This window comes from Thermodesulfovibrio sp. 3462-1 (genome assembly GCF_040451425.1).
Classification (GTDB): Bacteria; Nitrospirota; Thermodesulfovibrionia; order Thermodesulfovibrionales; family Thermodesulfovibrionaceae; genus Thermodesulfovibrio; species Thermodesulfovibrio obliviosus.
The window spans coordinates 1,459,105-1,484,901 of record NZ_CP144374.1; the positions used below are offsets into that span (position 1 = coordinate 1,459,105).

Genomic DNA, 25,797 nt, shown 5'->3' on the forward strand with positions numbered 1-25,797 from the left:
TATTTTTTGTTTTACTTTTTCTTAATCTTTGTGTTAAAAACAAAATTAAAGCATTTGGAGGTGGACAATGAAAAAGTTTTTAATTATTGCAGGAACAACATTTATTTTGTTAAGTGGTTGTGCAACAAAGGAGTATGTAAAGGAGCAAACAGATCCAATTTATCAGAAACTTGAAAAAATTGAAAAACAACTGGAAAACATGAACAAAGAGATTTCATCTCTTCAAAAAGAAATCAAAACCGTTGATTCTAAGGTAGATTCTGTGCAGTGGACAGCAAAAGAAGCATTGAAAAAATCAGAAGAAGCTGTGAAAGAGTCTCAGGCTGCAGTTATGCAGGCTCAGGATGCTGCAAAAAAAGCTCAGGCTGCAGCAGAAACATCTAAAAAAGCTTTTGAATTACAACAAAAAAAGTAAATTTGACATTTTAACTTAATAAGTATTAAATTTTTTGATTGTGAAAAATCAGTTTATCCATTCCCTATGGATAGGAGTTCTTGCTGGCTGTTTTGGCGGACTTGTTGGACTTGGTGGCGGAGTGGTTATGATTCCACTAATGGTGGCTGTGCTTAAGATTACCCAGCACAAAGCACATGGAACAAGTTTATTCGCTCTTGTATTTACAGGTATCACAGGTGCTGTTACTTACGGAATGAAGGGTTCTGTAGATGTTGTTGCTTCTTTGATCCTTGCAGTAACAGCGATTTTTACTGCCCGGGCAGGTGCACGATTTGCACACAGTCTTGCAGAATGGAAACTTAAAAGAGCCTTCGGTGCTTTTTTAATTTTTGCTGCCCTAATTCTTGTTGCAAAACCTTATCTTACTGAGCTGTATCATCTTGAAATTGAAGGAATTGCGAAGATTATCACACTTCTTATAATAGGTATTTTTGCAGGTTTTCTGGCTGGAATGATGGGCATAGGTGGAGGCACTGTTATGGTTCCTGCCCTTGTTATTATATTAAATTATGGTCAGCACATAGCACAGGGCACATCTCTATTATGCATGGTTCCTGCTGGAGCAGTTGGTGCTTATACACATTTAAGGCTTGGTAATGTCATTAAAGGTCTCCTTCCCGGATTGATTTCTGGTATTATTGTTGGAACTTACATTGGCTCTAACATTGCCCATGTTCTTAGTGATGCTTATTTGAGAGTAATATTTGCCTTGATTATAATATGGACAGGAATAAGATTCTTAAAAACACCAAAACCTGTTAAATGATTAAAAAAACTGTATTTATAATTTTAGTTTTGTCTATTTTATCAACAGCCTTAGCTCAGGAGACTGCTCAAAAAATAGTTTTAAAATACGGAAAACATCAGGATTTTTATAGATTTGTCCTGGTATGCGAAACAATTGAGACTGCACATTCAATAAATGTAAAATTGCTGAATGATGGTAAATTAAAATTAAGCTTTCCAAATTCATTTGAAATTGAATTTGAAGGAAAAGTTTTATCCGATCAAGATAAAGTAAATAATCTAAAAATTTTTAAAAGTGATAGTAGTCTAATTATCAGCACTTCAAACATTAATAAAATAAAAATTTCAAGACTTGAATCCCCACCAAGACTTGTAATAGATGCATTTTTTGAATCGCCTCCACAGGAAGAAAAATTTAAATCAGCATCAATACTCCTTGATCCAGGACATGGCGGGCTGGATTCAGGAATAAAGGAAAAAGATAGCAGTGAAAAAGAGCTTGTGCTGTATATCTCCAAGGAAATAGCATCAAGGCTTGCACAAAAAGGAATAAAAACATCACTTACAAGAGCTACTGATGAAAATTTATCCCTTAAAGAAAGGTCAAAAATTGCAAATACCTTAAAACCTTCTGTTTTGTTAAGTATTCATCTTTCAAGCGAAGAAAGTTTCATTATTTATACATCTCCAAAGAAAATAAACATATCAAAAGATGATCCATCAAAGATTTTTCTTAAAGAAGACAGTTTAGTAAAAATTTTTGTAAAAAAAATAAAAGAGAAATTTTCAGAACCTGTTTATACAGAAAAACTGCCTGCCACTCTTCTTAAAGAAGCTTGTCAACCAGCTTTGATGATTGAAATTCCTAAAAGAGCTTTATTTTCTGAGAAAAGTTATGTAAACAAAATTATAGATGTCCTTGTTCAGGGAATTCTGGAAAACTTTAAAACAAAAGTGCAAAAAACAAACGATGAATAAAAAATTAATTACAATTTCAGCTTTAATACTGGTTGCAATATTAACGACTATAGTTTATTTCACTTTATTTAAACACGAGAAAAAAACTTTTGAAAAATTTCAAACAGAGCAAGCCATGGTAAACTTTAAAATATACCTGCCTTCTTCAAATTCTATAGTTATAAAAGAAATATATCTCGAGAAAGAAAGCTCAGAGTTAAAAAATATTGAAAGAATTCTTGAAATTTTTTTATCAGAACTACCTTCAAAAGAAACGAAAATTCTTGGCATATACAGAGACAAAGAAAATGTCGTTTATATAGATTTATCAAAAAATTTTGCCATACCTCAAAGTATGCTTGAGGAGTATTTTTTGCTCAAATCCCTCTATAAAACATTAAAAGAGAACTTTCCGTGGATAAAAGATATTAAAATATTGATAGAAAGCCGAGAAATTGAAACTATATCAGGACATATCTCAATTGCATCATCTTTAAAAGAAGCAGTGGAGGAAAATTAATGCAAGAAAAACCGATAGGTATTTTTGACTCTGGAATTGGAGGCTTAACAGTTTTAAAAGAAATTGCAAAGCTACTTCCAAATGAAAACCTCATGTATCTTGGTGATACTGCACGAGTTCCCTATGGAATTCGTTCTGCTGAAACTGTTATTAAATATTCTCTTGAATGTGCAAGCTTTCTTTTTAAAAAAGAGATTAAAATGCTTGTCGTGGCTTGTAATACCTCTTCATCTGTAAGCCTTGAAATTCTGAGAGAAAAATTACCAGTACCTGTTATTGGTGTTATTGAACCCGGAGTTAGGGCAGCATTAAAAGTTACAAAAAACGGCAAAATCGGCATAATTGGAACAGAAGCAACTATTCAGAGTGAAGCCTATCCTAAAAAAATTAAGACACTAAAACCCGATACAGAGGTTATTTCAAAAGCCTGTCCTTTATTCGTTCCATTAGTGGAAGAAGGAATTTTAGAGGGAAGCATTGCAGAACTGGTAGTTGAAAAATATCTTAAAGATTTGAAACACAGTGGAATTGACACTTTAATTCTCGGTTGCACCCATTATCCTTTGCTAAAAAAAACTATTCAGAAATATATGGAAGGAATAAGGCTTGTGGATTCCGCTCAGGAAATTGCTCTGGAAGTAAAAAATCTACTTATCCATCAAGAGCTTATAAATAAAAGCTCTGAGCATGGTTTAAAAACCTTTTATGTAACTGATTCACCAGAGAGATTTAAAAAGATAGGTGAAATATTTTTAAACTATGAAATTAACAATATTTTTAAAGTATCTCTTGAGGAGGAAAAGTAAATGAGGCCTGATGGACGAAAAAATGATGAACTCAGAAGTTTAAAAATTGAAAAGAACTTTATTAAAAACGCTGATGGTTCAGTTTTAATTGAACTTGGTAATACAAGAGTAATATGCACAGCATCAATAGAAAATAAAGTTCCACCTTTTTTAAAGGATCAGAAAAAAGGATGGATCACAGCTGAGTACGGAATGCTTCCTCGGTCAACTCCAGTAAGAATGTTAAGAGAGTCCACTGCTGGCAGAGTTGGTGGAAGAACTCATGAAATTCAAAGACTCATTGGAAGATCATTGAGAGCAGTTGTTGACCTTGAAAAACTTGGAGAAAGAACAATATGGATTGACTGCGATGTTATTGAAGCTGATGGAGGAACCCGAACAGCCTCAATAACTGGTGGGTATTTAGCTTTAAGAGAAGCTATTAAAAAAGCAATGAATGCTGGAATGATTACTGAAGATCCTTTGAAAGACAGTGTTGCTGCTATAAGTGTTGGAATAGTCTCAGGTGAACCCCGCCTTGACCTCTGCTATCAGGAAGACTCTCAGGCAGAGGTTGACATGAATATAGTGATGACAGGGTCTGGAAAGTTTGTAGAAATTCAGGGAACAGCAGAATTAATGCCTTTTTCTAAGGAAAATCTGCTTCAACTAATTTCTCTGGCAGAAAAAGGAATAAGGGAGTTATTAAGGCTTATAAATGCTCTTGATTGAGTATGTATCATGTATTGATACTGCATTTTGATGATACATACTTTTATCAGCGCAATTTAAGAAAAAAAGCTTTTGCAGAGATAGATCTGCGCTCTCTTAAAGAGACAAAATTCATGTGTCCTGAAGATCGTCTGAAACTTATTGAAAAAAGAATTCCTCTACATCAGTCTTTAATAACTTTTATCGGTAAAGGAGATTATCATTACATCTCCTTTCTTTTTCTTAAAAGAATAAAAGAACACTTTGCCCTTTTAGTCATTGATAATCATCTTGATATGAGAGCCTTTAATGGAGATATTATAAGATGTGATTCATGGATTTACAGGGCAGGTTTTCTTAAAAATCTTAAAGAAATCTTTTACATAAACTCTTCAAACATTGGAAAAATCTTTGAAGTAAAACTTCCAATTTATTTGAGCATAGACAAGGACATAATTGATAAAAAACATTTAAATACAAGATGGACACAAGGCAGTATATCTCCACAACAACTTTTTAATTTTTTATTTAACCTTCTTTCTAATAACAAAATAATTGCTGCAGATATCTGTGGAGAACCAGAGCTTGATATAGAAGAATTAAGAAAAAGTGAAAAAATTAATCTCAAGATTGTTGAAATTTTACAATCATTAAAAATGAAAAAATCCGCATAATTTACTAAAATTAACTTAATCATATATAATACTCAACATGAAGGTTGCGATTGGGTCTGATCATGCAGGTTTTGAATTAAAAGAAACTGTCTCCCATATGCTGAAAAACATAGGATACGAAGTTGTTGATATGGGCACAGGCTCCTCATGCTCTGTTGATTATCCAGACTATGCAGAGGCTGTTGCAAAAGCTGTATCTGAGGGTGCTGTTGAAAGGGGAATTCTGATATGTGGCACTGGTATAGGCATGTCAATTGTTGCAAATAAGTTTAAAAATGTCCGAGCAGCTCTCTGTAACGATCTTTTTACAGCAAAGATGTCAAGACTTCACAATGATGCCAACATTCTCTGCATTGGCGGAAGAGTTGTAGGAAAAGACCTTGCAATGGAAATAGTAAATGTCTGGTTTAACACTTCTTTTGAAGGTGGAAGACACATAAGAAGGCTTGAAAAAATAAATCTTATAGAAAGGAAGGTTCTTGATAAATGAAATGGAAATCTTTAAAAGACACTGATCCCGAAATTTATTCATTAATACTTAAGGAAAAAAAGAGAGAAAACAACAAAATCCTTATGATTGCTTCAGAAAATTATGCAAGTAAAGCGGTTATGGAAGCTCAGGGCTGTCTTTTTACAAATAAATATGCTGAAGGATATCCTGGCAGAAGATATTATGGAGGTTGCGAATATGCTGATGAGGTTGAAAGACTTGCTCAAGAAAGATGTAAGCAACTTTTTAATGCTCAGCATGTAAATGTTCAACCCCACTCTGGCACACAGGCAAACATGGCTGTTTATTTTGCTATGCTTCAACCTGGAGACACAATAATGGGAATGAGTCTTCCTCATGGTGGACATTTATCCCATGGTTCAGCTGTAAATTTTACAGGAAAACTTTATAAAACCGTATTTTATGGAGTAAATAAAGACACTGGTTACATTGACATGGAGGAAGTTCGCAAACTTGCTCATGAACATAAACCTAAAATAATTATCACTGGTGCGAGTGCATATCCAAGAATTATTGATTTTAAAGCATTTGCTGAAATAGCAAAAGAAGTGAATGCCTACTTGATGGCAGACATTGCTCATATAGCTGGACTGGTTGCTACAGGAATTCATCCTTCTCCTGTTCCCTATTCTGATTTTATAACAACAACAACTCATAAAACTCTTAGAGGACCAAGAGGCGGTATTGTTATGTGTAAAGCTGATTATGCAAAAGCTATTGATAAAGCAGTTTTCCCAGGGATTCAGGGTGGTCCCCTTGTTCATGTAATTGCAGCTAAAGCTGTTGCCTTTAAAGAAGCTCTAACAGAGGAATTTAAAGAATATCAGAAAAAAGTTGTAAAAAATGCAAAAACCCTTGCAGAGGCATTAAAAAGAAGAGATTTTAAATTAGTCTCTGATGGAACAGACAACCATTTGATGCTTGTTGACCTTACTAATTTTAACATTACAGGGAAAGAAGCTGAAGAAGCTCTTGATAAAGCTGGTATAACTGTAAATAAGAACACCATTCCCTTTGACACAAAGCCTCCAACAGTTACTTCTGGTATAAGAATAGGCACTCCATGTGTAACAACAAGAGGAATGGGAGAAGAAGAAATGGAAGAAATTGCTGAAATTATTGAAAAAATCATAAAAAACATCAAGAATGAATCAGTAATAAAAGACATGAAAAAAAGGGTAGAGAGGCTCTGTAAAAGATTTCCAATTTATTGATTTCTCAATTCCTTAAAAAATCTCTGCAAAACAGCACGGCATTCTTCTTCAAGAATGCCTGATGTGATTTCAACCTGATGATTTAGTCTTGGATCCTGAAGAATTCTGTATAAACTTACGGCTCCTCCACCTTTTGGATCACTACATCCATAGACAACTCTTTTTATTCTTGCATGAACTATAGCACCAGAACACATTATACATGGCTCTTTTGTTACATAAAGAGTTGCCTCTGTAAGTCTCCATGCACCAAAAACATTTGCTGCCTGCTTGATTGCCAGCATTTCTGCATGGGCAGTAGGATCATGGGTTGTTTCTTTTATGTTATGAGCTCTTGCAACAATTTCACCATTCAAAACAATAACAGCACCAACAGGAACTTCACCTAATGCATATGCCTTTTCCGCTTCTTTTAACGCTTCCTTCATGAAATATTCGTCAGAAGCCAGTTCGTCCACTCATCAATACCCTGCCCTGTTTTGCATGATACTTCAAATATCTTTATATTTGGATTGAGAAATTGGGCATCCTTTTTGATTTTATCAATGCTTACATCAAGTAAATCTCTGAGGTCAATTTTGTTAATAATCAAAACAGAGGATTCCTGAAACATGAGAGGATATTTAAGAGGTTTGTCATCTCCCTCAGTAAGACTCAAAATCATTACTTTAACATCTTCTCCAACTTTAAATTCTGCAGGACATACAAGATTTCCCACATTTTCAATAAATAAAACATCCAGATCTTTAAGTGGTAGCTCTTTAGCTGCATCAGCTATCATGTTTGCATCAAGATGGCACGCACCTTCTGTATTGATTTGAACAACAGGAACACCAAGGCGATCAATTCTTTCAGCATCTCGAGTTCCTGTTATATCACCTTCAATAACACCAACTCTTACTTTATCCTTGATTGCTGCAATTGTTCTCTCAAGTAAAGAAGTTTTCCCCGCACCAGGAGAACTCATGAGATTTATTACATAAACCCCTGCTTCTTTAAACATTTTTTTGTTTTCTTCTGCTATTCTCTCATTTGCATCAAGAATTTTTGTTGTCAACTTAACTTTCATCACTGACCTCCATTTCAGTTATATTAAGTTCTTTACCTGAAATCAAATTTATTGAGAAACTGCCACAGTATGGGCATTCAAAAATAATATAATTTTCGTTACTTTCAAACTCTTTCCCACAGTCCTTACAAACTCCTCTCACAGGAAGTTCCTCAATTATCAGTGTGGCATTCTTTGCAATTGTGTCTTCTTTTAGGACATTAAAGGCGAAAAGCAGAGCATCAGTCATTACGCCTGTTGCTCTGCCTACTACAACTTTTATTGTCTCTATCTTACTGTATCCATTTTTAGAACACTCATTCACTGCAATATTGAGCAATTCATAGGCAATGGATGCCTCATGCATCAGCTTTCTTGCTCCTTATCTTTGGAAAGTTCCTTTTCATAAACTTCTTTCCCTGCTTCAACTGCTTTTGTAATAGCTGATTTTTTCTCTTCAAGAGTTTCTTTAGCTTTATCAAGAGTTGAAGCTATCTTTTCTTTGGCTTCCTTTATATAGGAAGTTGCCTTTTCCTTTACATCTTCTGCTGTCTCTTTAATCTTAGTTCTTGTTTCCCTTCCTGACTGTGGAGCTAAAATCAAAGCCAGGCCTGCTCCTACAATACCACCAAGCAAAAAGGATAAAAATACTGATTTTGCACTAAAACCTCTTTCCTCATCCATTTTTATTTACCTCCTTTCTTTAAGTTTTCTAAAAAAACATTAGCTGCCACAGTTGCTGCTGTTTTCAATGCACTGGTTCTTAAAGAAACCGAACTCTTTAGCTTTTGAACAGTTGTTAAAACTTCAGAAATAATAAAACTCAATTTTTCTATAGCTTCTGAAAGTTCTCTCACCTTGCGGGTCACTTCATTTACATCATCAACAGAACTCTTTACACCCTGAATAACCTTCTCAGTCTCTAAAATTGCAGGATCTAACTTCGTTTTTGTTGAATTGATAAATTCTTTGATAGCATTTATACCTCTTCTTAATTCAATTGCTACCACAATAAGAAAAATAAGTGCAGAAATCAGACTCACTGTAGCAAGAAAATATCCAATGCTCAACAGAATTATTAGAGTCTCATTCATTTTTCCCTCCTTTTTTAAAGGATAACATTTTAGCCATTACTGGAGCAAATTTTTAATCTGCTTTCTGGCATAAAAAATTCTTTGAATTACTGTTATCCAACTAAGAATTGTAAGAATAACCAATACAGGATAAAGCAAGCCTGTTAAACATCCAAAAGCGAGTGAAATCAGTCTTTCAGGCCTTTCTATTATGCCTACACTGCAGCATACTCCTACTGCCTCTGCCCTTGCTCGGACATATGATATTAAAAAAGAGGCTATCATACATAATACAGTAACAATAAAAGCAACCTCGTCATTAAGTCTGAAAAAATACCACGATATTCCGAGAAATATAAATCCATCGGCAATTCTATCAAAGGTAGAGTCAAGAAGTGCACCAAATCTGGTTGCTCTTCCATTAACTCTGGCAACTATTCCATCAATAAGGTCAAAGGCTCCTCCAGCAAGTATAAAAATTCCTCCCAGAAAGAGATTAAAGGGGATTATAAATCCTGATGATGATGTAATAAGCATTCCTATAAAAGTAATAACATTTGGATTAACAGGTAAGGCTTTTGCTAAAGGTGTTAATGGTTTGTCTAAAAAATGACTGAATTTTTCACTGAGCAAGTTATCGTTCCCTCTTGCCTTCTATAAACTCCTCCAACATAGTTCTTGCCACTTCGTCAGGATATTGAACTCTTGGATGTTTCATAAAGTAAGCAGATGCTGATATGAGCAACCCACCAATTTTTCTATCAAGGGCTAATTTACAGCATCTTATTGCATCAATTACAACACCTGCACTGTTAGGAGAATCCTCTACAGAAAGCCTTAATTCAAGATTAATCGGAACATTTCCAAAAATTTCACCTTCAATTCTTAAAAAGCATATTTTATTGTCATTTAACCATGGAATATAATCAGAAGGTCCAATGTGAACATGCTCATTGGTAATCTCGTGAGAAATCTGACTTGTTACAGCCTCTGTTTTTGAAATCTTTTTTGAAGCAAGCCTTTCTCTGTTAAGCATATTGAGAAAATCAGTGTTACCCCCAACATTAAGTTGGTAGGTATTTGTTATTTTTACTCCTCTGTCCATGCATAGCTTTGTAAGGACTCTATGAACAATTGTTGCACCAATCTGGCTTTTTATGTCATCACCAATTATTGGAATATTTTTGCTTTCAAATTTTTTGATCCATTCATCATCAGAGGCAATAAAAACAGGAATGCAGTTTATAAAAGCAACGCCTGCATCCAGAGCTGCCTGAGCATAAAAACAAGTTGCCTTTTCTGAGCCAACAGGTAAATAACTTACCATTATCTCAGCACCTGATTGTTTCAGAACCTTAACAACATCTACTGGTTCTGCTTTTGCTGGAATAAATCTTTTTTCTTCTGGATAATTATTCATGTGTTCAGCAACTCCATCAAGAACAGGACCCATACATACTTTTACAGGATAATCAGGCAGGTCTGGATAAAATATTTTTGTGCAATTTGGCTTAGCAAATACAGCTTCCCTGAGAGGTTTATTTACCTTTCTTTCATCTATATCAAATGCTGCTACAACTTCTATATCTCCTGGGACATAACCTCCTAAATTAAAATGCATAAGACCGGGAACATCAGTTCCAGAATATGTTTTATAGTATTCAATTCCTTGAATTAAAGCACTTGCACAATTACCTACTCCAACAATAGCAATTTTTATTTTACCCATTTCAATCTCCTGTCTTTAACTTGTAAAAAAAATGTTAAAACAAATTTTTATAAACTAATAAATGCCTTTATGTCAAGAATTAAACTGTTGATTTAATTTATCATTGGATTTTACAATATTTTTTAAATGATGAATAAAACCGAATCTTGCATAAATGATTTTTTAAATTATATAAGACTTCAAAAAGGAGACTCTATCCATACCATCAGAGCTTACAAAAAGGATTTGGAAGAGTTTTTTAACTTTGCTAAGACAGAGCCTGAGCAGGTTGAACCCGTTACAATCAGAGGTTTTATTTCAGAGCAGATATTAAAAGGCAGATCAAAAACAACAGTAGCAAGAAAACTTTCCACATTGAGATCATTTTTTTCTTATCTTTACTCTGAAGGAATAATAAAAATCAATCCTGCAAGAGTTGTTCCCTCAGTTAAAACAAAAAGAGCTCTACCAAAATTTCTCACAGTTGATGATGCTTTTAAGCTTGTTGAAGCACCTCAGGAAGACAAATTTATATCGCAAAGAGACAGAGCAATCCTTGAACTTTTTTATGGAAGTGGAATAAGAGTAAGCGAACTTTGCGGATTAAACATAGAGGATATAGATTTAAAAGAAGGATTAATAAAAGTAAGGGGAAAAGGAAAGAAAGAAAGAATTGTCCCTGTTGGACAGAAAGCAAAGGAAGCATTGAAAAAATATCTTGCAATGAGACAAATTTTACGAATTAAGAAAAAGCTTTCAGCTGAGGAAGCTCCACTTTTTATAAACAATCGGGGTAAAAGAATTTCTGACAGGCAGGTAAGAAGAATTGTTGAAAAATATGCAAAAATCATAGGAGTTCTTGAAAAAATTGGGCCTCATACATTAAGACATACCTTTGCAAGCCATCTCTTAATGGAAGGTGCTGACTTAAGAGTAATACAAGAATTACTTGGTCATGCATCTCTTTCAACAACCCAGATTTATACCCATGTTGATCTAAAACATCTGATGGATGTATATGATAAAGCTCACCCACTTTCAAAAAAGGAGGAATAAATGAATTTACATGGAACAACAGTATTATGCATAAGAAAGAATGACTCAGTTGTTATTGCCTCTGATGGACAGGTTACAATGGGAAATACTGTACTAAAACATAATGCAAAAAAAATAAGAAAACTATACAATGGTCAGGTTCTCACAGGTTTTGCAGGCTCAACTGCAGATGCTTTCACACTTTTTGAGAAATTTGAAGGCAAGCTTGAAACATACAAAGGGAATCTGCTAAGGGCTGCTGTTGAGCTTGCAAAGGACTGGAGAACTGATAGGATCCTTAGAAGGCTTGAAGCATTGTTAATTGTAGCAGACAGACAGCATATCCTAATTATTTCCGGAAATGGCGATGTTATAGAACCAGAAGACCCTGTAGCAGCCATAGGCTCTGGAGGTCCCTATGCTTACGCAGCAGCAAAGGCACTTTATGAGAATACTGAACTTAATGCAAAGGAAATTGCTATAAAAGCAATGGAAATTGCTTCAAAAATCTGCATTTATACAAACAATCAAATCATAATGGAGGAATTAAGCTGATGGAAAATCTTACGCCTAAGAAAATAGTTGAAGAGCTTGATAAATTCATTATTGGACAAGTTGAGGCAAAAAAAGCTGTTGCAATTGCCTTAAGAAACAGATTTCGCAGACAAAGGCTTCCAAAGGAGCTGAGAGATGAAGTTTTGCCCAAAAACATTCTCATGATAGGACCTACAGGAGTTGGAAAAACTGAAATTGCAAGAAGACTTGCAAGACTTGTAAATGCTCCATTTATAAAGGTTGAGGCATCAAAATTTACAGAAGTAGGATATGTGGGAAGAGATGTTGAATCAATAATCAGAGATCTTACAGAAGTTGCAATGAACATGGTAAAACAGGAACACACACAAAGAGTTCAAGAAAAAGCTAAACAGATGGCAGAAGAAAGAGTTCTTGATATACTTTTACCTCAGCCAAGATACTCAAGAGAGATGAATGAAGCAACAGAAGAAAAAACAAGGTATAAAGAAACAAGGGAAAAACTAAGAAAACAACTGAGAGAAGGAGTTCTTGATGACCGTTACATTGAGATTGATTTAAAAGAGAAAGTTGTGCCTTTCGGCATTATATCAAATGTTGCTATGGAAGAGATAGAAATAAACCTTAAAGAAATGCTTGGCAGTTTTCTTCCAGAGCGTGTAAAAAGAAAGAAGGTAAAAATTTCAGAAGCCCTTCATTTATTCACTCAGGAAGAGGCAAATAAACTTATTGATATGGAGAAGGTAACAAAGGAGGCAATTGAAAGAGTTGAACAAACAGGAATCGTCTTTATTGATGAAATTGACAAAATTGCATCTCGTGGAAGCTCCTATGGTCCTGATGTATCCAGGGAAGGTGTTCAAAGAGACCTTCTTCCAATTGTTGAAGGTTCCACAGTCACAACAAAATATGGACCTGTAAAAACAGACCATATTCTTTTTATTGCAGCTGGAGCTTTCCATGTGGCAAAACCATCTGACCTTATACCTGAATTGCAGGGAAGATTTCCAATAAGGGTTGAGCTCAGCTCTCTTGGTAAAGAGGAATTTGTAAGAATTCTTACAGAACCTGACAATGCACTTATAAAGCAATACATTGCCCTTTTGGCAACAGAAAATGTGCATCTTGAGTTTACCAGTGATGGAATTGAAGAAATTGCAGAAATAGCTCAGCAGGTAAATGAAAAAACAGAAAACATTGGAGCAAGAAGGCTTCATACTGTAATGGAAAAACTTCTTGAAGATATATCTTTTAATGCTTCAGAACTTAGCGGGCAGAAAATCGTGATTGATGCAAAATTTGTTAGAGAAAAACTGAGTGAAATAATCAAAAGTGAGGACCTCAGCAGATACATATTATAAGTTAAAAATATTAATGCTGTTACTGATACTGTGTTCATGCGCTCCTCAAAAGCCTCCTCAAATAGAGTATGTTCCAGAGGGAACACGGAAAGTAGTTGCATCCTGGTATGGAGCAGAGTTTCACGGAAGACCAACAGCATCAGGACAAATATACAACATGTATGATTACACCTGTGCACATAGAGAATATCCTTTTGGAACAAGGCTGAGAGTTGTAAACCTTCAAAACAGTAAAGAAGTTGTGTGCACTGTTAATGATAGAGGACCTTTTATCCCGGGAAGAGACCTTGACTTGTCCTATGCATCGGCAAAAAAAGTTGGTTTAATCGGACCAGGCACAGCAGAAGTCTTAATACAACCTGTTGGAAGAGACATGAGCTATGTAAGATATGTAAAATATACTCCTGTTTATGGAACATTAACAATTCAGGTAGGTGCTTTTCGTGAAATTGAAAATGCAATGAGATTAAAGCAGGCTTTGAACCTTAAATATCAAAATGTTTATATAAATAAAGTAGTGTTAAGAGGAGAAACCTTTTATAGAGTCAGAGTTGGAAAGTTTACAAACTATGATGAAGCATACAATTTAGCAAAATTAATGGGACAAGAAGGATATAAGGTGATTATCACCAATTTTACAGGAGGAAAAGATGAAATTTGAAGATGTAGTAAAATTTCACGGACATAGCTGCCCCGGGCTTGCCCTTGGATATAGAGTTGCCACTGCAGCGCTGGAAGAACTCGAAGTCCAAGACCGCTCACATGATGAAGAAATTGTATGCATTGTGGAAAATGATTCCTGTGCTGTTGATGCCATTCAAGTTATTACAGGATGCACCTTTGGTAAAGGAAATCTCATATTCAGAGATTATGGGAAACAGGTTTACACATTTTTTGACAGAAAAACAGGCAAAGCTGTAAGAATCTCAATTGATTTTGAATTCAAGGAAACTGAAAATGAAAAAGCACTATGGCAGAGATTTATGCAGGGAGACAGCTCCACTGAGGTTGTTGAATTCATCAATAAAAGAAAGGCAGAGAAAATAAAACAGATTCTCAATGCAAAAAAAGAGGAAATTCTTAAAATTACCTATCCAAAGATTAATCCACCAAAGCAGGCAAGAATTTTTAAAAGTTTGAGATGTGCAAACTGTGGAGAAAAAGTTGCAGAGGCAAAAGCAAGAATACTTAATGGGAAAATTCTCTGCATCCCCTGCTTTGAGGAGATGTTATGAAGGAGATAGAAATTCATCTTACTGGAATCGCCCATCTTGGTGAAGCAATTGGTAAGTATGATGGCAAAGTGGTATTTGTTCCATATGGAATTCCTGGAGAAACTGTAAAAGCAAAGATAATAAAAGATGAAGGTGATTATCTAAGAGCAGAGATTGTTGATTTAGTTGAACCTTCATTTTTTAGAGAAGACCCTCCGTGTAAACTTTTTGGAGTGTGTGGCGGCTGTAGTTTTCAGCATGTGACATACAGCTATCAAATAAAATTGAAAGAAATTGTTGTGATGGAGCAGCTTAAAAGAATTGGAGGTTTTGAAAATCCTGAAGAATTCACCCTTCTCACAATAAAAGCAGACCATCCCTATAATTACCGTAACAGAGCTGATTTCTCAATAAATAGGCAAAAACTCCTGGGATTTAAAATGCGAGCAAGTCATAAATTTATTCATGTAGATTACTGTCACCTGATGCATCAAAAAATAAATGAAATTCTTAATGTTCTTCAGGGTAAAACACCAAAGAGGAAAACCCATAATGTTACAATACGATATGGAGTAAACACTGGGCAGTGGCTTGTTCAACCTGAAATGGATACTGAAGAAATTGAAACAGGACAGAAAAATTATACTGAAAAACTTTTGGGGCATGAATTTCTCATATCAGCACCTTCATTCTTTCAGGTAAATACCTACCAGGCTGAAAAACTTATTGAAACAGTCCTAAAATACATAGATGGAGATGACAGAGTAATCATAGATGCTTACGCTGGAGTTGGCACATTTACTGTGTTTTTAGCAAAAAAAGCAAAAAGAGTGATTGCCATTGAAGAGAGTCGGTCTGCATGTAAAGATGCTCAGATAAACATTAAAAACTTTGACAACATCATATATCTGTGCAAAAAAACTGAAGAAGCTTTATATGAACACAGCATTGATGCAGATGCTATAGTTCTTGATCCACCAAGAGTTGGATGTATGAAAGAAGTCCTTGAAGCCATTTCGGAAAAAAGAATTAAAAAAATAATCTATGTATCCTGCGAACCTTCCACCCTTGCAAGAGACTTGAAATATTTAGGACAAAAGGGATACAAACTTATAGAAGTTCAACCAGTTGACATGTTTCCCCAGACATATCATATTGAAAATGTAGCTTTAATGAAAATTGAATAAAGGAGGAATTTGGTATGGCATTAAAAATCAATTTAAGTGAAGTTCAGATGAATCCCCATCCTAAATTTAATGGAGTAAAAGTTGGTTATGTAGTTACAAAGGACAAACACCCTGAATTAAGCATCATAATACTTGAACTCGATTCAGGAGTTGAAATCCCTTTGCACACACATGAAAAAGAAGTAGACAGCATCTTTATAATTGAGGGTGAAGGCCAGATGTATATAAACAATGCATGGCAAGCAGTAAGAAAAGATGATATCATAGCCATTGGCAGTAAGGAACTGCACGGACTTAAGGCTAAAACACCCTTAAAATGCTATGTTGTTCACGCTCCGGGCTTATGGTAGAATTTTAACACCGGAATTATTTAAGAAGCTTTAGTATTGCTATTGCAAAAGCTTCTGCTGCATGAGGACCGGATGCAGTAACAATTTTCCCATCTACTGTAACATCCTGTCCTGTATATATTGCTCCTTTTGCTTTTAAAGCAGAAGCCTCTGAACTCCAGACAGTAGCTTTTCTATTTTGAAGAACACCTGCTTCAGCTAAGATTCTTGGTGCAATGCATATAGCTGCTACTACTTTGTTTTGTTTTACCGCTTCCTGAGCAATTTTTAATGCTACAGAATTATTGAAATATTCAGTTGCACCTGTTCCACCAACAAATACAACTGCATCATAATTTTTAATATTCACATTATTAATCAATAAATCTGGTTTAACTTTTGCTCCAAGCATTCCTGTAGCAGTATGCAAGGAAGACGAAGCGATTGTAACTTTAAATCCTTTTTTTTCAAAAATTTCCTTGGGCTTTAAAAGTTCTTCATCTCTGAAGTTTTGTGAGGCAATAATCATAAGAATAATTTTACTCTTTTCAGCTAAAGCGAGATTAATTAGAATGCAGAGAAGTAAAAATCCTATAAAAAATTTTTTCATTATTGATAAAGAATATCAAAATTTAATGGACTCTGTCAATTACCTGAAATCTCCTTAAGTTTTTTATTTCTTTATATTTTCTTAGCCTGTTGGCTTAAAAAGCTATGTTGAAAACTTTCATCAAAACAGAGACAATCTTAGAAACTTTACTGAAATATTATAATTTTGCTACATTAAATAAAGAAGAATGAACACTGATGGAGGACTCTTAAAAGATGGATAGAATTCCTATGACCCCTGAGGGTTATGAAAAACTGAAAAGTGAGCTTGACAGACTAATAAAAATTGAGCGTCCTGCAATAATAAAGGCAATTGCAGAAGCCCGTGCTCACGGCGATTTATCAGAAAATGCTGAGTATCATGCTGCTCGTGAAAAGCAATCATTTATTGAAGGAAGAATTCAAGAACTTCAGGCAAAGCTTTCCCGTGCCTATGTAATTGAGCCAGCAAAGATAAATCAAAACAAAGTTGCCTTTGGTGCAAAAGTAAAAGTGGTTGATCTTGATACAGATGAAGAAAAAGAGTTTCATCTTGTTGGTCCTGATGAAGCAGATGTAAAAAACGGAAAAATTTCAATTACTTCACCTGTAGGAAAAGCTTTAATAGGGAAGGAAGTTGGCGATCAGGTTACCATAAAGGCTCCTGCAAGAACAATTAATTATGAAATTATCTCTATAAGCTTTGAATAAGCTATTTAAGTCAAAAATAATAAGTAACGAAGCACTTACAGAGGAAATTTATTTACTATCCCTTGAATTTCCTGAGAGTATTGAAACAAAACCAGGACAGTTCTGCATTCTTAGATTAAATGAGAGACTTGATCCCCTTCTTGGAAGACCTTTTAGCATTTTTGACCATGTACCGGGTGAAATCAAATTTTTATACAGAGTAAAAGGAAAGGGAACAAAGATACTGAGTCAACTTAAAAAAGACCAGCTAACTATTATAGGTCCGTTTGGAAAATGGTATCCTTTCCCTCAGGGAGATTTTATAGTAATTGCAGGAGGAATCGGGCTTGCTTCAGTTTATTATCTGATTAAAAAATTTCCTAAAAAGGCACATCTTTTTTACGGAGTAAGAAATGAAAATGAGATACTCTTTTATGAAGAGTTAAAGGAGTTTGCAAAGCATGTTTATATTTCAACTGAAAAAGAAACATCATATACATACAGAGGCGTTGTTACAGAGCTATTTAAAGAAAAAGGCAAAAATTTATCCTTACCCATTTATGCCTGCGGACCTATGGTAATGATAAAAGAACTTAAAAAGATAGTTAACGAAGCCCAACCATGTTATGTAGCTACAGAGGAGAGAATGGCTTGCGGAGTTGGTGCATGCCTTGGCTGTGTAATAGCAACAAAGCAGGGATTTAAAAGAGTTTGCACGGATGGACCTGTTTTTGAGATTAAGGAGCTTTTGTTATGATGCCATCCTTAGAGGTTAAAATAGGTAATGTTACTTTTAAAAATCCTGTTTTAACAGCTTCTGGCACCTTTGGATACGGACTTGAGTATTCTCAGTTTGTCGATCTCAATCTTTTAGGCGGAATTGTTGTAAAAGGGCTTTCACTACAGCCAAAACAGGGAAATCCTCCCCCAAGAATTTATGAGACTGCATGCGGAATGATTAACTCAATCGGGCTACAAAACATAGGCTTTGAAGCATTTAAGAAAGAAAAAGTTCCATTTTTGAAAAAGTTTAATACTAACATAATAGTTAATTTTTTCGGTGAAGATCTTAATGAATACATTGAAATGGCTCGTTTACTTGATTCCCTGGAAGAGATTAATGCTCTTGAGATGAATGTTTCATGCCCTAACAAAGACAGTAAATGGAGAAGAATGGGACTGGAACCACAGCTGTTGAAAAAAGCTGTAAAGGAAGTTAGAGCCAGTACAAAAAAAACACTAATTGTAAAACTCAGTCCTCAAGGAGATGTTGCTTTAATGGCAAAAATCTGTGAGGATGAAGGTGCAGATGCTGTTTCTCTGATTAATACATTTCCTGCAATGGTTATTGATATAAAAACACGTAGAAGTATGTTAGGAACCTCTACAGGAGGTCTTTCAGGTCCTGCAATAAAGCCCATAGCATTAAGAGCAGTATGGGAAGCTTCACAGGCTATTAAAATTCCAGTAATTGGAATAGGAGGAATTGTTACTGCAGAGGATGCATTACAGTTTTTAATTGTAGGAGCAAGAGCTATTCAAGTGGGAACAGCTAATTTTATAAATCCTCAGTCAACAATAGAAATAATTGAAGGAATTAAACAATTTTTGATTGCAGAAAAAATAAAAGATATAAATGAAATCATCGGAAGCTTTATCCAGTAAAATAATTACGCTTTTAACAGATTTTGCTCTAAAAGATCCTTTTGTCGGTCAGATGAAGGGAGTTATTTTAAGTATAAATCCCCATGCAAAAATAGTTGATATTACTCATGAAATTGAACCTCAGGCAGTTGAAGATGCTGCTTTTGTTCTGTATGAAAGTTTCCATTATTTCCCTGAAGGAAGCATTCACATAGCAGTTGTTGATCCAGAAGTTGGCTCGCAGAGAAAAGCTTTAATAGTGAAATCACAGGGGCACTATTTTGTTGCACCTGATAATGGTATTCTCAGTTATGTTTTAAAAGAGCCTTTTTATGCCGTGTGCATTGAAAATGAAAGGTATTTTTTAAGAAAAAGTCCTACTTTTCAGGGTAGAGATGTTTTTGCCCCGACTGCTGCATGGCTTTCAAAGGGTATTGAAATAAATGAATTTGGAAGCCCTGCAAAGGATATTAAAGTCTTCAAAACTCTTTATGATACTGAAAAATCTGATGATAAAATTGTCGGTAAAATAGTTTATATTGACAGATTCGGTAATGCGATAACCAATATAAAACCAGAAGGTAAAAAAATAAGACAAATAAAAATTAAGGAGTTAATACTTCCAGTGGTAAGCTTTTATTCACAGTATCCCCATAAACCTGCAGCTGTTATAAACAGTGATGGATTTATTGAAATATTCATTTACATGGGTAATGCTAAAGAAACTCTAAACTTAGAGAAAAAACAGACTGTGGAGGCTTTTTTAGATGGATGAAGTTGTAAAGGGATTAATAAAGGATGAGCATGTTTTAGTTGTAGCAACGATCTGCACAGAAACAGTTGAGTATGCAAGAAAAATTCATGATACCTGGCCCACAGCAACTGCAGCTATGGGAAGGGTTATTGCGGGAAGTCTTCTTTTAGCATCAACACTTAAGGACAGACAAAAGGTAATGATTCAGATAAAGGGTGACGGACCGCTTAAAGAGGTTGTTGCTGAGGCAGACTTTCTTTACAGAGTTCGTGCCTATGTTAAAAGACCTCATATTTATATGGGATTGAAAAATGAAAAAATTGATGTGGGAAGAGCAATAGGTAAAGGTTTTTTAAATGTAATAAGAGACCTCGGGTTAAGAGAATACTACCAAAGCAGTGTGGCACTTCAAACAGGTGAGATTGCAAGAGACCTTGCCTATTATTTGAATGTTTCTGAACAGATTCCTTCAGCAGTCTCTCTTGGAGTTTATGTAGAACCAGACAATTCAGTTAAGGCTGCAGGTGGATTTATGATTCAGACAATGCCTGAAACAAAAGTTGAGATAATTGATTTTCTTGAAAGAAAGCTTTCTCAAACTCCATCAGTTTCATCAATGATACTGCAGGGAATGGATTGTCTAAAAATTCTTGAAGAAGCCGTAGGACTTCCCATTGAGGTTATTCATAGAGGCACTGTGGCATACTTCTGTCCATGTACAAAAGATAGAGTTATCAGTGCAATTGTTACTCTTGGAAGAGAAGAAATTCAAAAAATGATTGATGAAGGTGAAACAGTTGAGGTTGAATGCTATTTCTGTAAGAAAAAATATAAGGTAACAGTAGAGGAATTACAGAGTCTTCTCAGGGAGATTTAAGTTTCAGTTTAAAATTATAATCAGCAAATCTGTCCTTTTTCTTAATAAAAAGCCACTCATCTGATTTTCCTTTAAGTTTCACCAGAACAAAGTTTCCTTTTAGAATCTCACCTTCCATAAAAATCTCCCACTGCCCCTCTTCAGGAGAGCCTTTTACAGTGCTGTAACTGCCTTTATCCCAGATATAGACTTCTCCAGCTCCATACTGCCCTTCAGGAATAACACCTTCAAAATTACCATACTCCAGTGGATGATCTTCCACCTGAATTGCAAGACGCTTCTGCTGAGGATTCATTGAAGGACCTTTTGGAATTGCCCATGATTTGAGTACTCCATCCTTTTCAAGTCTTAAATCAAAGTGAAGCTTTTTTGCATGATGCTCATGGACAACAAAATAAGGCATGCCCCCTCCTATTTCTTCGCAAAAATTCTTTTAATAACCATTGTGGCATAGGAGCCTCTTGGAAGAATAAATCCGAGAATGAGTTTCTTTTTACCTTGGTAAACTTCATCATCTTCAATTTTATACTGTATCTTCGGAATAACAAGAACTACTCTGAGAACTGATTTAAAAAATGACTGCCTTATTTTTTTAAGATTAAACTGTGCAGGTCTTATCTGCCTTTCTGAAAGTATCTCATTGTATATTTCTTTAACAACAGTATCTGATATTTCTGTTTTTGAAGAAGCTAAAGGAATTTCCAGGTTCTTAAAATATTCGAAATTTTTGTCATCAATTTCATCAAAAAATATGTATTCTCCCGCGATTCCTTTATGATAAAGGAGATTCTCCGGAGGTAATAACCTTTTTATAAGTCTTCTTACTGTTTCATTCCAGATAAAGCTTTGATAGGCAGCAAAAAACATTGACATTTCTTCTTTTGGAATTTTTTGCAAGGGCAAAATATAATCCTTTGGATGCTCTTTAAGATATGTGAATGTAAATTTTTCAAACTTTGTTTTTGCTAAGCTCAGGCAGATACTCCAATTTCCCCAGTTTTCAAAAATCTTTCTTTTTCTTTCCTTTGCTAATTTTTTATCTTCAGGATATATGTGAGTAAGATAAATTTTGAGTGCACCATTGTAGTGACCTTTAACGATTTTTTCAGCAATAAATCCCTGATCTGGATCATAGCTTCCAAAACGCTGATCATCAAAGTAGTTTATAAATCCTTGTGTTTTAACTTTTTCTATGCGTGGGATGATAAGATCAATCATTTTTTCTGATATTGCTCTTACAGTTAGTTTAAACACATTGTAATCAATCAGCAGTGGAGTCATTGGTTGGTCTGAAAATCCAACATGTTTGAGTTCAAAATGGTCTTCTTTTAAATCAATTTTACGAGGCAGATTCTTTATTGTTATAAACTGTTCTGTAATGCCGTGTCTGTCTTTTTTACCACCATAGGAGATGTTGTCCAGGGGAATTTTCAACTTTCGTGCAATTTTTTTTAATAGATCAAAGGTATTCCATCCTATCTTCTTTAAAATAAAAACATTGTATGGACCTTCTTCTTTCAATGGTATTGAACTTATCTCTTTTACAATGAAGTCTTCAGGTTTTACTTTAATTTTATACGTCATTTTTTGAATTTTATTTTTGAGCCTTTTTGATTAACCCAGCTTTCTTTTTTAATTCCTCTATTTCCTCTTTTGTCAATGCCCGGTACTCACCTGGTTTAAGTTCTCCTAATTTAATACCGTCAATGGAAATTCTTATAAGTCTTATCACAGGATGTCCTACTCTTTCAAGCATTTTACGAATCTGTCTTTTTCTTCCTTCATGAAGTGTGATTTTAATCCAGGAGTTTGCCTTAAGTTTTTTGATAAAATTGACACTCACAGGAATTGCAAGTTTTCCCTCAATTTTTATACCTTTTCTCAGTTTTTCAATTGTTTCAGGTTCAATTATTCCATCAACTTTTACCAGATAGGTTTTTTCAATCTCTGAACTTGGATGCATTACACGATATGCAAGCTCTCCATCATTGGTAAGAATTAGTAAACCTTCAGAGTCATAGTCAAGCCTTCCAACTGGATAAACCTTGAATTTAATACCTTTTAAAAAATTTTTTATTGTTAGTCTTCCCTGTGGATCAATTAGTGAAGTTATTACTTTTCTCGGCTTGTAAAAGGCATAATAAACTTTTGGCTCAGGTCTTATGAGAAGTTTTCCATCAACCTTTATGTAGTCTTTTTCAGGATCTGCCTTCTGTCCAAGTTGAGCAATCTGACCATTTACAGTAACTCTTCCTTCTTTAATTAATTCTTCTGCTTTTCTTCTGGAGGCAATTCCAAAGTCAGAAAGAATTTTTTGCAATCGCTGCATCATAGACTAATCCATAATTTCAATATAAGCTCTCTGACGAAGTCCTCTTATCCAGAGCTTATATTCCTTTTTGAATTTTTCATCTTCTAAAAGATTTCTTACATAATTTACAAGCTCTTGCGAGCCTTTGCTGAAACAGACTCCATCAAGCTTAAAAATAAAAACTCCATGCTCTGTCATCATTGGTTCGCTTATCTGCCCTACGCTCATTTTTGAAAAAAGGTTCGAAAGTTCTGGGGCAATTTCATTTTTTTTCAAAAGACCGATTGCTCCTCCTAATTTGGCTGATACATCCTCACTCAGCTGAGAGGCAACTTTGCTAAAAGATTCTCCCTGAATAAGTCTTTTAAAAATTTCATTGATTTTTGCCTTCAATTCCTCTGTATTTTCTCTTTTTTTGATAACTATCTGACTAACATAGTATCCATCATCAACACAACTTAATTCAGGATGAGCTTTGATGTATCCATTTATCTCAGCATCAGTAACAACGATTTTGCTCCTTACAAGAGAGTTCAATGCTCGCCCAATTATTATCTGTTCCTTAAGCATCTTTTTGTAATCATTAAGGGTCATACCTTCCTTTTTAAGGGTTTCTATGAAACCTTCATCAGTGAGATTGTATTTTTTCTTTATATCATTTATTGCTCCCTCTATCTCACTATCACTAACAAAAATTCCATATCTTTCTGCTTCCTCAATCTGAAGTTTTGTATCAATAAGTTTTTCAAGGAATTCTTCCTCATGAGCTTTGAAGTATTTGAATTTTTCATCGGGATTTAATGCTTTAAAATCATCCTTTGCATTGAACTCCATAAATTTGTAAAGTTCACTCCATGTAATAACTTCTTTATTAACCACAGCTACTATTTTGTCAACAAAAAATTTATTTTCCTCTGCCCAGCCTGATTCAATTAAGAAAATCAGTGATAAAATAAAAAAAACAAAAAATTTGAGCAATTTTAACTCCTCCTTAACCCTTAAATTTAACATATTCTTGGTAATTGCTCTCCCGGAAGCATATCAACTATTCTTGTGCCTCCAATGGATGTTTTAAGTAAGACTTTACCACTCTCACCAGTCACCTCTCCAATTATAGCAGATTCCTCTCCGAAAGAGTGAGATTTCATTAATTCAATTATTTTATCAGCCACACTGGATTTCACAATAGCTATAAAAATTCCTTCATTTGCCACATAGAGAGGGTCAAGCCCTAATAGTTCACAGGCTCCTTTAACAGTATCATGAAGGGGAATCATATTTTCATAAATTAAGATGTCTTTACTTGATTCAAGAGCCAATTCTTTAAGTGTTGTTGCCACTCCGCCACGGGTTGGATCACGCATTACTTTAATATAGGGAGCAAATTCTTTTAAAATTTCTGATATTAATCCATTTAAAGCCCTTGAGTCGCTTAGCACAGGAGGATCAAAAACAAAGCCGTTCCTTTCAGTCATCACAGCAATTCCGTGATTTCCAATAGAGCCACTTATTATGACTTTATCTCCAACTTCTATTTTAAAAGGTGAAAGCTCAATTCCTTCTGGAACTATGCCAATGCCTGAGGTGTTTATAAAAATTCCATCACCCTTTCCTTTGTCAACTACCTTTGTATCTCCTGCAACTATTTTTACCCCTGCTTTTTTGGCTGCATTTGAGATGCTATTTAAAACTCTTTCAAAATCCGATATTGGGAAGCCTTCTTCAAGAATAAAACCAACAGTAAGATAAAGAGGAATAGCACCAACAACAGCAAGGTCATTTACTGTTCCATTAATTGCAAGGTCTCCAATGTCTCCACCAGGGAAAAATATGGGAGAGACTGTGTAGGAGTCAGTTGTTATTGCCAGTTTTCCTGAGTGATTAATGGAGACTATAGCAGAATCCATTAAAGAATGTAGCTCAAATACAGGAGCAATATATTTTTTTATAAGCTCATGCATAAGCTTTCCACCACTTCCATGTCCAAGAAGAATTCTATCCATTTGGCACCTCCACTTTTATTTCAATAGGTTCGCTTTCCTTAAAAGGACCTGCTGAAGAAATTCTATAAAAAACAGGTGATTTCAAATTATTAATATTATACTGCACATCAAAAAACAATGGAATCATAGTCTCACCAATCAGGATAAAGTCTGAATCAGTAGCTGTTTTACGATAAACCTTGTATCCCTTAATCCATTTTTCAGGAACTTCTTTCCAAGAAATATAAACACCATTTTCATTGATTGTCCAAAAAACCTCTTGAGGTTTTGATGGAAGGAAATCTTTCAAAGGAACTTTTACTTCGCTTCCTTTTCCTTCAATGTAAACATTGGGTTCAGATACATAAGGAGTAACCAGATAAGTTAAAAATTGAGATGTAAGATCATCTTTAAATCTCTCTTCAATCAAGAAATAGTTTTTTTCTGTAGAGCCTATTTTTTGTATCTGACCGCTCTGTATCCTATAAATGTTGTACATAACTGAATCATTTGAATCCCATGAAAGTAACACTCCTTGTTCTGTAATTTTATATTTTAACCCTTTAATTTCTGGTAGTTTTTTCAGAGTTATCTGACTTTCTATAGGTTTACTATAAATCCCTTTTTTATTTATGGCAAAAATTCTATATTTGTATCTCTGCCCGAAAATAAAATCTTTGTCTTCCAATGAAGCTGTCTCAGGGCTAAAAAATCCCAAGGTTTTTATTCCTCCAACACTTTCTCTTTCCAGGAGAAAACTGCTCAATTTTGCTTTATTTTTTTCTGGATAGCTCCATGAAATCACAATTTTATCATAATAGGCTGTTAAATTTAACCCAGTTGCAGGCTCTGGCTGAAGATAATCCTCAAGTGTAGGGTCCATCTT

At 34.7% G+C, this 25,797-nt stretch carries 35 protein-coding genes; 21 read left to right on the forward strand and 14 right to left on the reverse strand.

Features of this window, described 5'->3' with window-relative positions; translation table 11 throughout:
* Positions 1 to 67 precede the first annotated feature (67 nt).
* From V4D31_RS07505 to glyA, 9 genes are read left to right on the forward strand one after another with little or no spacing between them, the layout of a single operon-like run.
* On the forward strand, positions 68 to 415 hold the full coding sequence (locus V4D31_RS07505) for an alanine-zipper protein (RefSeq protein WP_353685821.1): 348 nt from the start codon (positions 68 to 70) through the stop codon (positions 413 to 415).
* Between the two features lie 40 nt (positions 416 to 455).
* Entirely contained in the window at positions 456 to 1,223 is a 768-nt protein-coding gene (locus V4D31_RS07510) for a sulfite exporter TauE/SafE family protein (protein WP_353685822.1), read from the forward strand.
* The gene (locus tag V4D31_RS07515; protein WP_353685823.1) at positions 1,220 to 2,182 is read left to right on the forward strand and encodes an N-acetylmuramoyl-L-alanine amidase; all 963 of its coding nucleotides are present in this window, start codon (positions 1,220 to 1,222) and stop codon (positions 2,180 to 2,182) included. Before V4D31_RS07510 ends, V4D31_RS07515 begins: the two co-directional genes overlap by 4 nt.
* The gene (locus tag V4D31_RS07520) at positions 2,175 to 2,681 is read left to right on the forward strand and encodes a GerMN domain-containing protein (RefSeq protein ID WP_353685824.1); all 507 of its coding nucleotides are present in this window, start codon (positions 2,175 to 2,177) and stop codon (positions 2,679 to 2,681) included. The genes V4D31_RS07515 and V4D31_RS07520 overlap by 8 nt, the downstream gene beginning before the upstream one ends.
* On the forward strand, positions 2,681 to 3,487 hold the full coding sequence (gene racE / locus V4D31_RS07525) for a glutamate racemase (protein ID WP_353685825.1): 807 nt from the start codon (positions 2,681 to 2,683) through the stop codon (positions 3,485 to 3,487). Before V4D31_RS07520 ends, racE begins: the two co-directional genes overlap by 1 nt.
* A complete protein-coding gene (rph, locus tag V4D31_RS07530; RefSeq protein WP_353685826.1) occupies positions 3,488 to 4,198 on the forward strand; it encodes a ribonuclease PH in 711 nt (236 codons plus the stop codon).
* 2 nt (positions 4,199 to 4,200) lie between these two features.
* Positions 4,201 to 4,851 carry a hypothetical protein gene (locus V4D31_RS07535; RefSeq protein WP_353685827.1) on the forward strand — a complete coding sequence of 217 codons (651 nt, stop codon included), beginning with the start codon at positions 4,201 to 4,203 and terminating at the stop codon, positions 4,849 to 4,851.
* Between the two features lie 37 nt (positions 4,852 to 4,888).
* Positions 4,889 to 5,341 (forward strand): ribose 5-phosphate isomerase B, encoded by a 453-nt coding sequence (gene rpiB / locus V4D31_RS07540; protein ID WP_353685828.1) that lies wholly within the window; start codon positions 4,889 to 4,891, stop codon positions 5,339 to 5,341.
* The gene (gene glyA, locus V4D31_RS07545; RefSeq protein ID WP_353685829.1) at positions 5,338 to 6,576 is read left to right on the forward strand and encodes a serine hydroxymethyltransferase; all 1,239 of its coding nucleotides are present in this window, start codon (positions 5,338 to 5,340) and stop codon (positions 6,574 to 6,576) included. The genes rpiB and glyA overlap by 4 nt, the downstream gene beginning before the upstream one ends.
* Here glyA and tadA read toward each other — a convergent pair.
* Genes tadA through V4D31_RS07580 form a run of 7 tightly spaced genes read right to left on the reverse strand, consistent with a single transcriptional unit; the run spans position 6,570 to position 10,426 of the window.
* Positions 6,570 to 7,004 carry a tRNA adenosine(34) deaminase TadA gene (tadA, locus tag V4D31_RS07550; protein ID WP_353685830.1) on the reverse strand — a complete coding sequence of 145 codons (435 nt, stop codon included), beginning with the start codon at positions 7,002 to 7,004 and terminating at the stop codon, positions 6,570 to 6,572. The genes glyA and tadA overlap by 7 nt on opposite strands.
* A complete protein-coding gene (gene hypB, locus V4D31_RS07555; RefSeq protein WP_353685831.1) occupies positions 7,001 to 7,645 on the reverse strand; it encodes a hydrogenase nickel incorporation protein HypB in 645 nt (214 codons plus the stop codon). Before hypB ends, tadA begins: the two co-directional genes overlap by 4 nt.
* Positions 7,635 to 7,991 (reverse strand): hydrogenase maturation nickel metallochaperone HypA, encoded by a 357-nt coding sequence (gene hypA, locus V4D31_RS07560; protein WP_353685832.1) that lies wholly within the window; start codon positions 7,989 to 7,991, stop codon positions 7,635 to 7,637. The genes hypB and hypA overlap by 11 nt, the downstream gene beginning before the upstream one ends.
* Entirely contained in the window at positions 7,991 to 8,308 is a 318-nt protein-coding gene (locus tag V4D31_RS07565; protein ID WP_353685833.1) for a YtxH domain-containing protein, read from the reverse strand. The genes hypA and V4D31_RS07565 overlap by 1 nt, the downstream gene beginning before the upstream one ends.
* Positions 8,309 to 8,310: 2 nt before the next feature.
* Entirely contained in the window at positions 8,311 to 8,718 is a 408-nt protein-coding gene (locus V4D31_RS07570; RefSeq protein ID WP_353685834.1) for a DUF948 domain-containing protein, read from the reverse strand.
* Between the two features lie 36 nt (positions 8,719 to 8,754).
* Entirely contained in the window at positions 8,755 to 9,330 is a 576-nt protein-coding gene (locus V4D31_RS07575; protein ID WP_353685835.1) for a CDP-alcohol phosphatidyltransferase family protein, read from the reverse strand.
* Between the two features lies 1 nt (position 9,331).
* Positions 9,332 to 10,426: an inositol-3-phosphate synthase gene (locus V4D31_RS07580; protein ID WP_353685836.1), complete on the reverse strand. Its 1,095-nt coding sequence runs from the start codon at positions 10,424 to 10,426 to the stop codon at positions 9,332 to 9,334.
* A 126-nt stretch (positions 10,427 to 10,552) separates the two neighbouring features.
* Between V4D31_RS07580 and xerC the strand changes: the two genes are divergently transcribed.
* Genes xerC through V4D31_RS07615 form a run of 7 tightly spaced genes read left to right on the forward strand, consistent with a single transcriptional unit; the run spans position 10,553 to position 16,086 of the window.
* Positions 10,553 to 11,461 (forward strand): tyrosine recombinase XerC, encoded by a 909-nt coding sequence (gene xerC, locus V4D31_RS07585; RefSeq protein ID WP_353685837.1) that lies wholly within the window; start codon positions 10,553 to 10,555, stop codon positions 11,459 to 11,461.
* The gene (gene hslV / locus V4D31_RS07590) at positions 11,462 to 11,995 is read left to right on the forward strand and encodes an ATP-dependent protease subunit HslV (protein ID WP_353685838.1); all 534 of its coding nucleotides are present in this window, start codon (positions 11,462 to 11,464) and stop codon (positions 11,993 to 11,995) included. It abuts the gene before it with no gap.
* Positions 11,986 to 13,335: an ATP-dependent protease ATPase subunit HslU gene (gene hslU / locus V4D31_RS07595; protein WP_353687096.1), complete on the forward strand. Its 1,350-nt coding sequence runs from the start codon at positions 11,986 to 11,988 to the stop codon at positions 13,333 to 13,335. The genes hslV and hslU overlap by 10 nt, the downstream gene beginning before the upstream one ends.
* Before the next feature lie 13 nt (positions 13,336 to 13,348).
* Positions 13,349 to 13,996, forward strand: a complete 648-nt coding sequence (locus V4D31_RS07600) for a septal ring lytic transglycosylase RlpA family protein (RefSeq protein ID WP_353685839.1) — start codon at positions 13,349 to 13,351, stop codon at positions 13,994 to 13,996.
* Positions 13,986 to 14,570: an FmdE family protein gene (locus tag V4D31_RS07605; RefSeq protein ID WP_353685840.1), complete on the forward strand. Its 585-nt coding sequence runs from the start codon at positions 13,986 to 13,988 to the stop codon at positions 14,568 to 14,570. The genes V4D31_RS07600 and V4D31_RS07605 overlap by 11 nt, the downstream gene beginning before the upstream one ends.
* On the forward strand, positions 14,567 to 15,736 hold the full coding sequence (gene rlmD, locus V4D31_RS07610; RefSeq protein ID WP_353685841.1) for a 23S rRNA (uracil(1939)-C(5))-methyltransferase RlmD: 1,170 nt from the start codon (positions 14,567 to 14,569) through the stop codon (positions 15,734 to 15,736). Before V4D31_RS07605 ends, rlmD begins: the two co-directional genes overlap by 4 nt.
* A gap of 14 nt (positions 15,737 to 15,750) precedes the next feature.
* The gene (locus V4D31_RS07615) at positions 15,751 to 16,086 is read left to right on the forward strand and encodes a cupin domain-containing protein (RefSeq protein WP_353685842.1); all 336 of its coding nucleotides are present in this window, start codon (positions 15,751 to 15,753) and stop codon (positions 16,084 to 16,086) included.
* 16 nt (positions 16,087 to 16,102) lie between these two features.
* Here V4D31_RS07615 and V4D31_RS07620 read toward each other — a convergent pair whose 3' ends face one another.
* The gene (locus tag V4D31_RS07620; protein WP_353685843.1) at positions 16,103 to 16,675 is read right to left on the reverse strand and encodes a DJ-1/PfpI family protein; all 573 of its coding nucleotides are present in this window, start codon (positions 16,673 to 16,675) and stop codon (positions 16,103 to 16,105) included.
* Positions 16,676 to 16,890: 215 nt separating this feature from the next.
* Between V4D31_RS07620 and greA the strand changes: the two genes are divergently transcribed.
* Genes greA through hslO form a run of 5 tightly spaced genes read left to right on the forward strand, consistent with a single transcriptional unit; the run spans position 16,891 to position 20,618 of the window.
* The gene (gene greA, locus V4D31_RS07625) at positions 16,891 to 17,364 is read left to right on the forward strand and encodes a transcription elongation factor GreA (RefSeq protein WP_353685844.1); all 474 of its coding nucleotides are present in this window, start codon (positions 16,891 to 16,893) and stop codon (positions 17,362 to 17,364) included.
* Positions 17,357 to 18,100 carry a dihydroorotate dehydrogenase electron transfer subunit gene (locus V4D31_RS07630; RefSeq protein ID WP_353685845.1) on the forward strand — a complete coding sequence of 248 codons (744 nt, stop codon included), beginning with the start codon at positions 17,357 to 17,359 and terminating at the stop codon, positions 18,098 to 18,100. Before greA ends, V4D31_RS07630 begins: the two co-directional genes overlap by 8 nt.
* Positions 18,100 to 19,008, forward strand: coding sequence for a dihydroorotate dehydrogenase (locus V4D31_RS07635; RefSeq protein ID WP_353687097.1), 909 nt, complete (start codon positions 18,100 to 18,102; stop codon positions 19,006 to 19,008). The genes V4D31_RS07630 and V4D31_RS07635 overlap by 1 nt, the downstream gene beginning before the upstream one ends.
* Entirely contained in the window at positions 18,980 to 19,762 is a 783-nt protein-coding gene (locus tag V4D31_RS07640; protein WP_353685846.1) for an SAM-dependent chlorinase/fluorinase, read from the forward strand. Before V4D31_RS07635 ends, V4D31_RS07640 begins: the two co-directional genes overlap by 29 nt.
* Positions 19,755 to 20,618: an Hsp33 family molecular chaperone HslO gene (gene hslO / locus V4D31_RS07645; RefSeq protein WP_353685847.1), complete on the forward strand. Its 864-nt coding sequence runs from the start codon at positions 19,755 to 19,757 to the stop codon at positions 20,616 to 20,618. The genes V4D31_RS07640 and hslO overlap by 8 nt, the downstream gene beginning before the upstream one ends.
* Here hslO and V4D31_RS07650 read toward each other — a convergent pair.
* Genes V4D31_RS07650 through V4D31_RS07675 form a run of 6 tightly spaced genes read right to left on the reverse strand, consistent with a single transcriptional unit; the run spans position 20,605 to position 25,794 of the window.
* Complete coding sequence (locus V4D31_RS07650; protein WP_353685848.1) at positions 20,605 to 21,021, reverse strand: DNA polymerase ligase N-terminal domain-containing protein; 417 nt, start codon at positions 21,019 to 21,021, stop codon at positions 20,605 to 20,607. The two genes, hslO and V4D31_RS07650, sit on opposite strands and share 14 nt — an antisense overlap.
* 8 nt (positions 21,022 to 21,029) lie before the next feature.
* Positions 21,030 to 22,202: a tRNA pseudouridine(13) synthase TruD gene (truD, locus tag V4D31_RS07655; RefSeq protein WP_353685849.1), complete on the reverse strand. Its 1,173-nt coding sequence runs from the start codon at positions 22,200 to 22,202 to the stop codon at positions 21,030 to 21,032.
* Positions 22,203 to 22,212: 10 nt separating this feature from the next.
* The gene (locus V4D31_RS07660; RefSeq protein ID WP_353685850.1) at positions 22,213 to 22,950 is read right to left on the reverse strand and encodes a pseudouridine synthase; all 738 of its coding nucleotides are present in this window, start codon (positions 22,948 to 22,950) and stop codon (positions 22,213 to 22,215) included.
* 3 nt (positions 22,951 to 22,953) lie between these two features.
* On the reverse strand, positions 22,954 to 23,940 hold the full coding sequence (locus V4D31_RS07665) for a SurA N-terminal domain-containing protein (protein ID WP_353685851.1): 987 nt from the start codon (positions 23,938 to 23,940) through the stop codon (positions 22,954 to 22,956).
* Positions 23,934 to 24,932 (reverse strand): hydrogenase expression/formation protein HypE, encoded by a 999-nt coding sequence (gene hypE / locus V4D31_RS07670; RefSeq protein ID WP_353685852.1) that lies wholly within the window; start codon positions 24,930 to 24,932, stop codon positions 23,934 to 23,936. The genes V4D31_RS07665 and hypE overlap by 7 nt, the downstream gene beginning before the upstream one ends.
* Positions 24,925 to 25,794: a fibronectin type III domain-containing protein gene (locus V4D31_RS07675; RefSeq protein ID WP_353685853.1), complete on the reverse strand. Its 870-nt coding sequence runs from the start codon at positions 25,792 to 25,794 to the stop codon at positions 24,925 to 24,927. The genes hypE and V4D31_RS07675 overlap by 8 nt, the downstream gene beginning before the upstream one ends.
* Positions 25,795 to 25,797 lie beyond the last annotated feature (3 nt).

What these genes read in the sequence shown, in the direction of transcription:
- rpiB (WP_353685828.1), top strand. Translation starts at nt 4,889, where the DNA reads ATGAAGGTTGCGATTGGGTCTGATCATGCAGGTTTTGAATTAAAAGAA.
- hypE (WP_353685852.1), bottom strand. Translation starts at nt 24,932, where the DNA reads ATGGATAGAATTCTTCTTGGACATGGAAGTGGTGGAAAGCTTATGCAT.
- V4D31_RS07665 (WP_353685851.1), bottom strand. Translation starts at nt 23,940, where the DNA reads ATGTTAAATTTAAGGGTTAAGGAGGAGTTAAAATTGCTCAAATTTTTT.
- V4D31_RS07600 (WP_353685839.1), top strand. Translation starts at nt 13,349, where the DNA reads ATGCTGTTACTGATACTGTGTTCATGCGCTCCTCAAAAGCCTCCTCAA.
- V4D31_RS07580 (WP_353685836.1), bottom strand. Translation starts at nt 10,426, where the DNA reads ATGGGTAAAATAAAAATTGCTATTGTTGGAGTAGGTAATTGTGCAAGT.
- V4D31_RS07505 (WP_353685821.1), top strand. Translation starts at nt 68, where the DNA reads ATGAAAAAGTTTTTAATTATTGCAGGAACAACATTTATTTTGTTAAGT.
- rph (WP_353685826.1), top strand. Translation starts at nt 3,488, where the DNA reads ATGAGGCCTGATGGACGAAAAAATGATGAACTCAGAAGTTTAAAAATT.
- V4D31_RS07620 (WP_353685843.1), bottom strand. Translation starts at nt 16,675, where the DNA reads ATGAAAAAATTTTTTATAGGATTTTTACTTCTCTGCATTCTAATTAAT.
- racE (WP_353685825.1), top strand. Translation starts at nt 2,681, where the DNA reads ATGCAAGAAAAACCGATAGGTATTTTTGACTCTGGAATTGGAGGCTTA.
- V4D31_RS07515 (WP_353685823.1), top strand. Translation starts at nt 1,220, where the DNA reads ATGATTAAAAAAACTGTATTTATAATTTTAGTTTTGTCTATTTTATCA.
- V4D31_RS07675 (WP_353685853.1), bottom strand. Translation starts at nt 25,794, where the DNA reads ATGGACCCTACACTTGAGGATTATCTTCAGCCAGAGCCTGCAACTGGG.
- tadA (WP_353685830.1), bottom strand. Translation starts at nt 7,004, where the DNA reads ATGAAGGAAGCGTTAAAAGAAGCGGAAAAGGCATATGCATTAGGTGAA.
- hypB (WP_353685831.1), bottom strand. Translation starts at nt 7,645, where the DNA reads ATGAAAGTTAAGTTGACAACAAAAATTCTTGATGCAAATGAGAGAATA.
- V4D31_RS07605 (WP_353685840.1), top strand. Translation starts at nt 13,986, where the DNA reads ATGAAATTTGAAGATGTAGTAAAATTTCACGGACATAGCTGCCCCGGG.
- V4D31_RS07660 (WP_353685850.1), bottom strand. Translation starts at nt 22,950, where the DNA reads ATGATGCAGCGATTGCAAAAAATTCTTTCTGACTTTGGAATTGCCTCC.
- V4D31_RS07520 (WP_353685824.1), top strand. Translation starts at nt 2,175, where the DNA reads ATGAATAAAAAATTAATTACAATTTCAGCTTTAATACTGGTTGCAATA.
- hypA (WP_353685832.1), bottom strand. Translation starts at nt 7,991, where the DNA reads ATGCATGAGGCATCCATTGCCTATGAATTGCTCAATATTGCAGTGAAT.
- hslO (WP_353685847.1), top strand. Translation starts at nt 19,755, where the DNA reads ATGGATGAAGTTGTAAAGGGATTAATAAAGGATGAGCATGTTTTAGTT.
- greA (WP_353685844.1), top strand. Translation starts at nt 16,891, where the DNA reads ATGGATAGAATTCCTATGACCCCTGAGGGTTATGAAAAACTGAAAAGT.
- glyA (WP_353685829.1), top strand. Translation starts at nt 5,338, where the DNA reads ATGAAATGGAAATCTTTAAAAGACACTGATCCCGAAATTTATTCATTA.
- V4D31_RS07570 (WP_353685834.1), bottom strand. Translation starts at nt 8,718, where the DNA reads ATGAATGAGACTCTAATAATTCTGTTGAGCATTGGATATTTTCTTGCT.
- truD (WP_353685849.1), bottom strand. Translation starts at nt 22,202, where the DNA reads ATGACGTATAAAATTAAAGTAAAACCTGAAGACTTCATTGTAAAAGAG.
- V4D31_RS07535 (WP_353685827.1), top strand. Translation starts at nt 4,201, where the DNA reads ATGTATCATGTATTGATACTGCATTTTGATGATACATACTTTTATCAG.
- rlmD (WP_353685841.1), top strand. Translation starts at nt 14,567, where the DNA reads ATGAAGGAGATAGAAATTCATCTTACTGGAATCGCCCATCTTGGTGAA.
- hslV (WP_353685838.1), top strand. Translation starts at nt 11,462, where the DNA reads ATGAATTTACATGGAACAACAGTATTATGCATAAGAAAGAATGACTCA.
- xerC (WP_353685837.1), top strand. Translation starts at nt 10,553, where the DNA reads ATGATGAATAAAACCGAATCTTGCATAAATGATTTTTTAAATTATATA.
- V4D31_RS07650 (WP_353685848.1), bottom strand. Translation starts at nt 21,021, where the DNA reads ATGCCTTATTTTGTTGTCCATGAGCATCATGCAAAAAAGCTTCACTTT.
- V4D31_RS07640 (WP_353685846.1), top strand. Translation starts at nt 18,980, where the DNA reads ATGAAATCATCGGAAGCTTTATCCAGTAAAATAATTACGCTTTTAACA.
- V4D31_RS07565 (WP_353685833.1), bottom strand. Translation starts at nt 8,308, where the DNA reads ATGGATGAGGAAAGAGGTTTTAGTGCAAAATCAGTATTTTTATCCTTT.
- V4D31_RS07635 (WP_353687097.1), top strand. Translation starts at nt 18,100, where the DNA reads ATGCCATCCTTAGAGGTTAAAATAGGTAATGTTACTTTTAAAAATCCT.
- V4D31_RS07615 (WP_353685842.1), top strand. Translation starts at nt 15,751, where the DNA reads ATGGCATTAAAAATCAATTTAAGTGAAGTTCAGATGAATCCCCATCCT.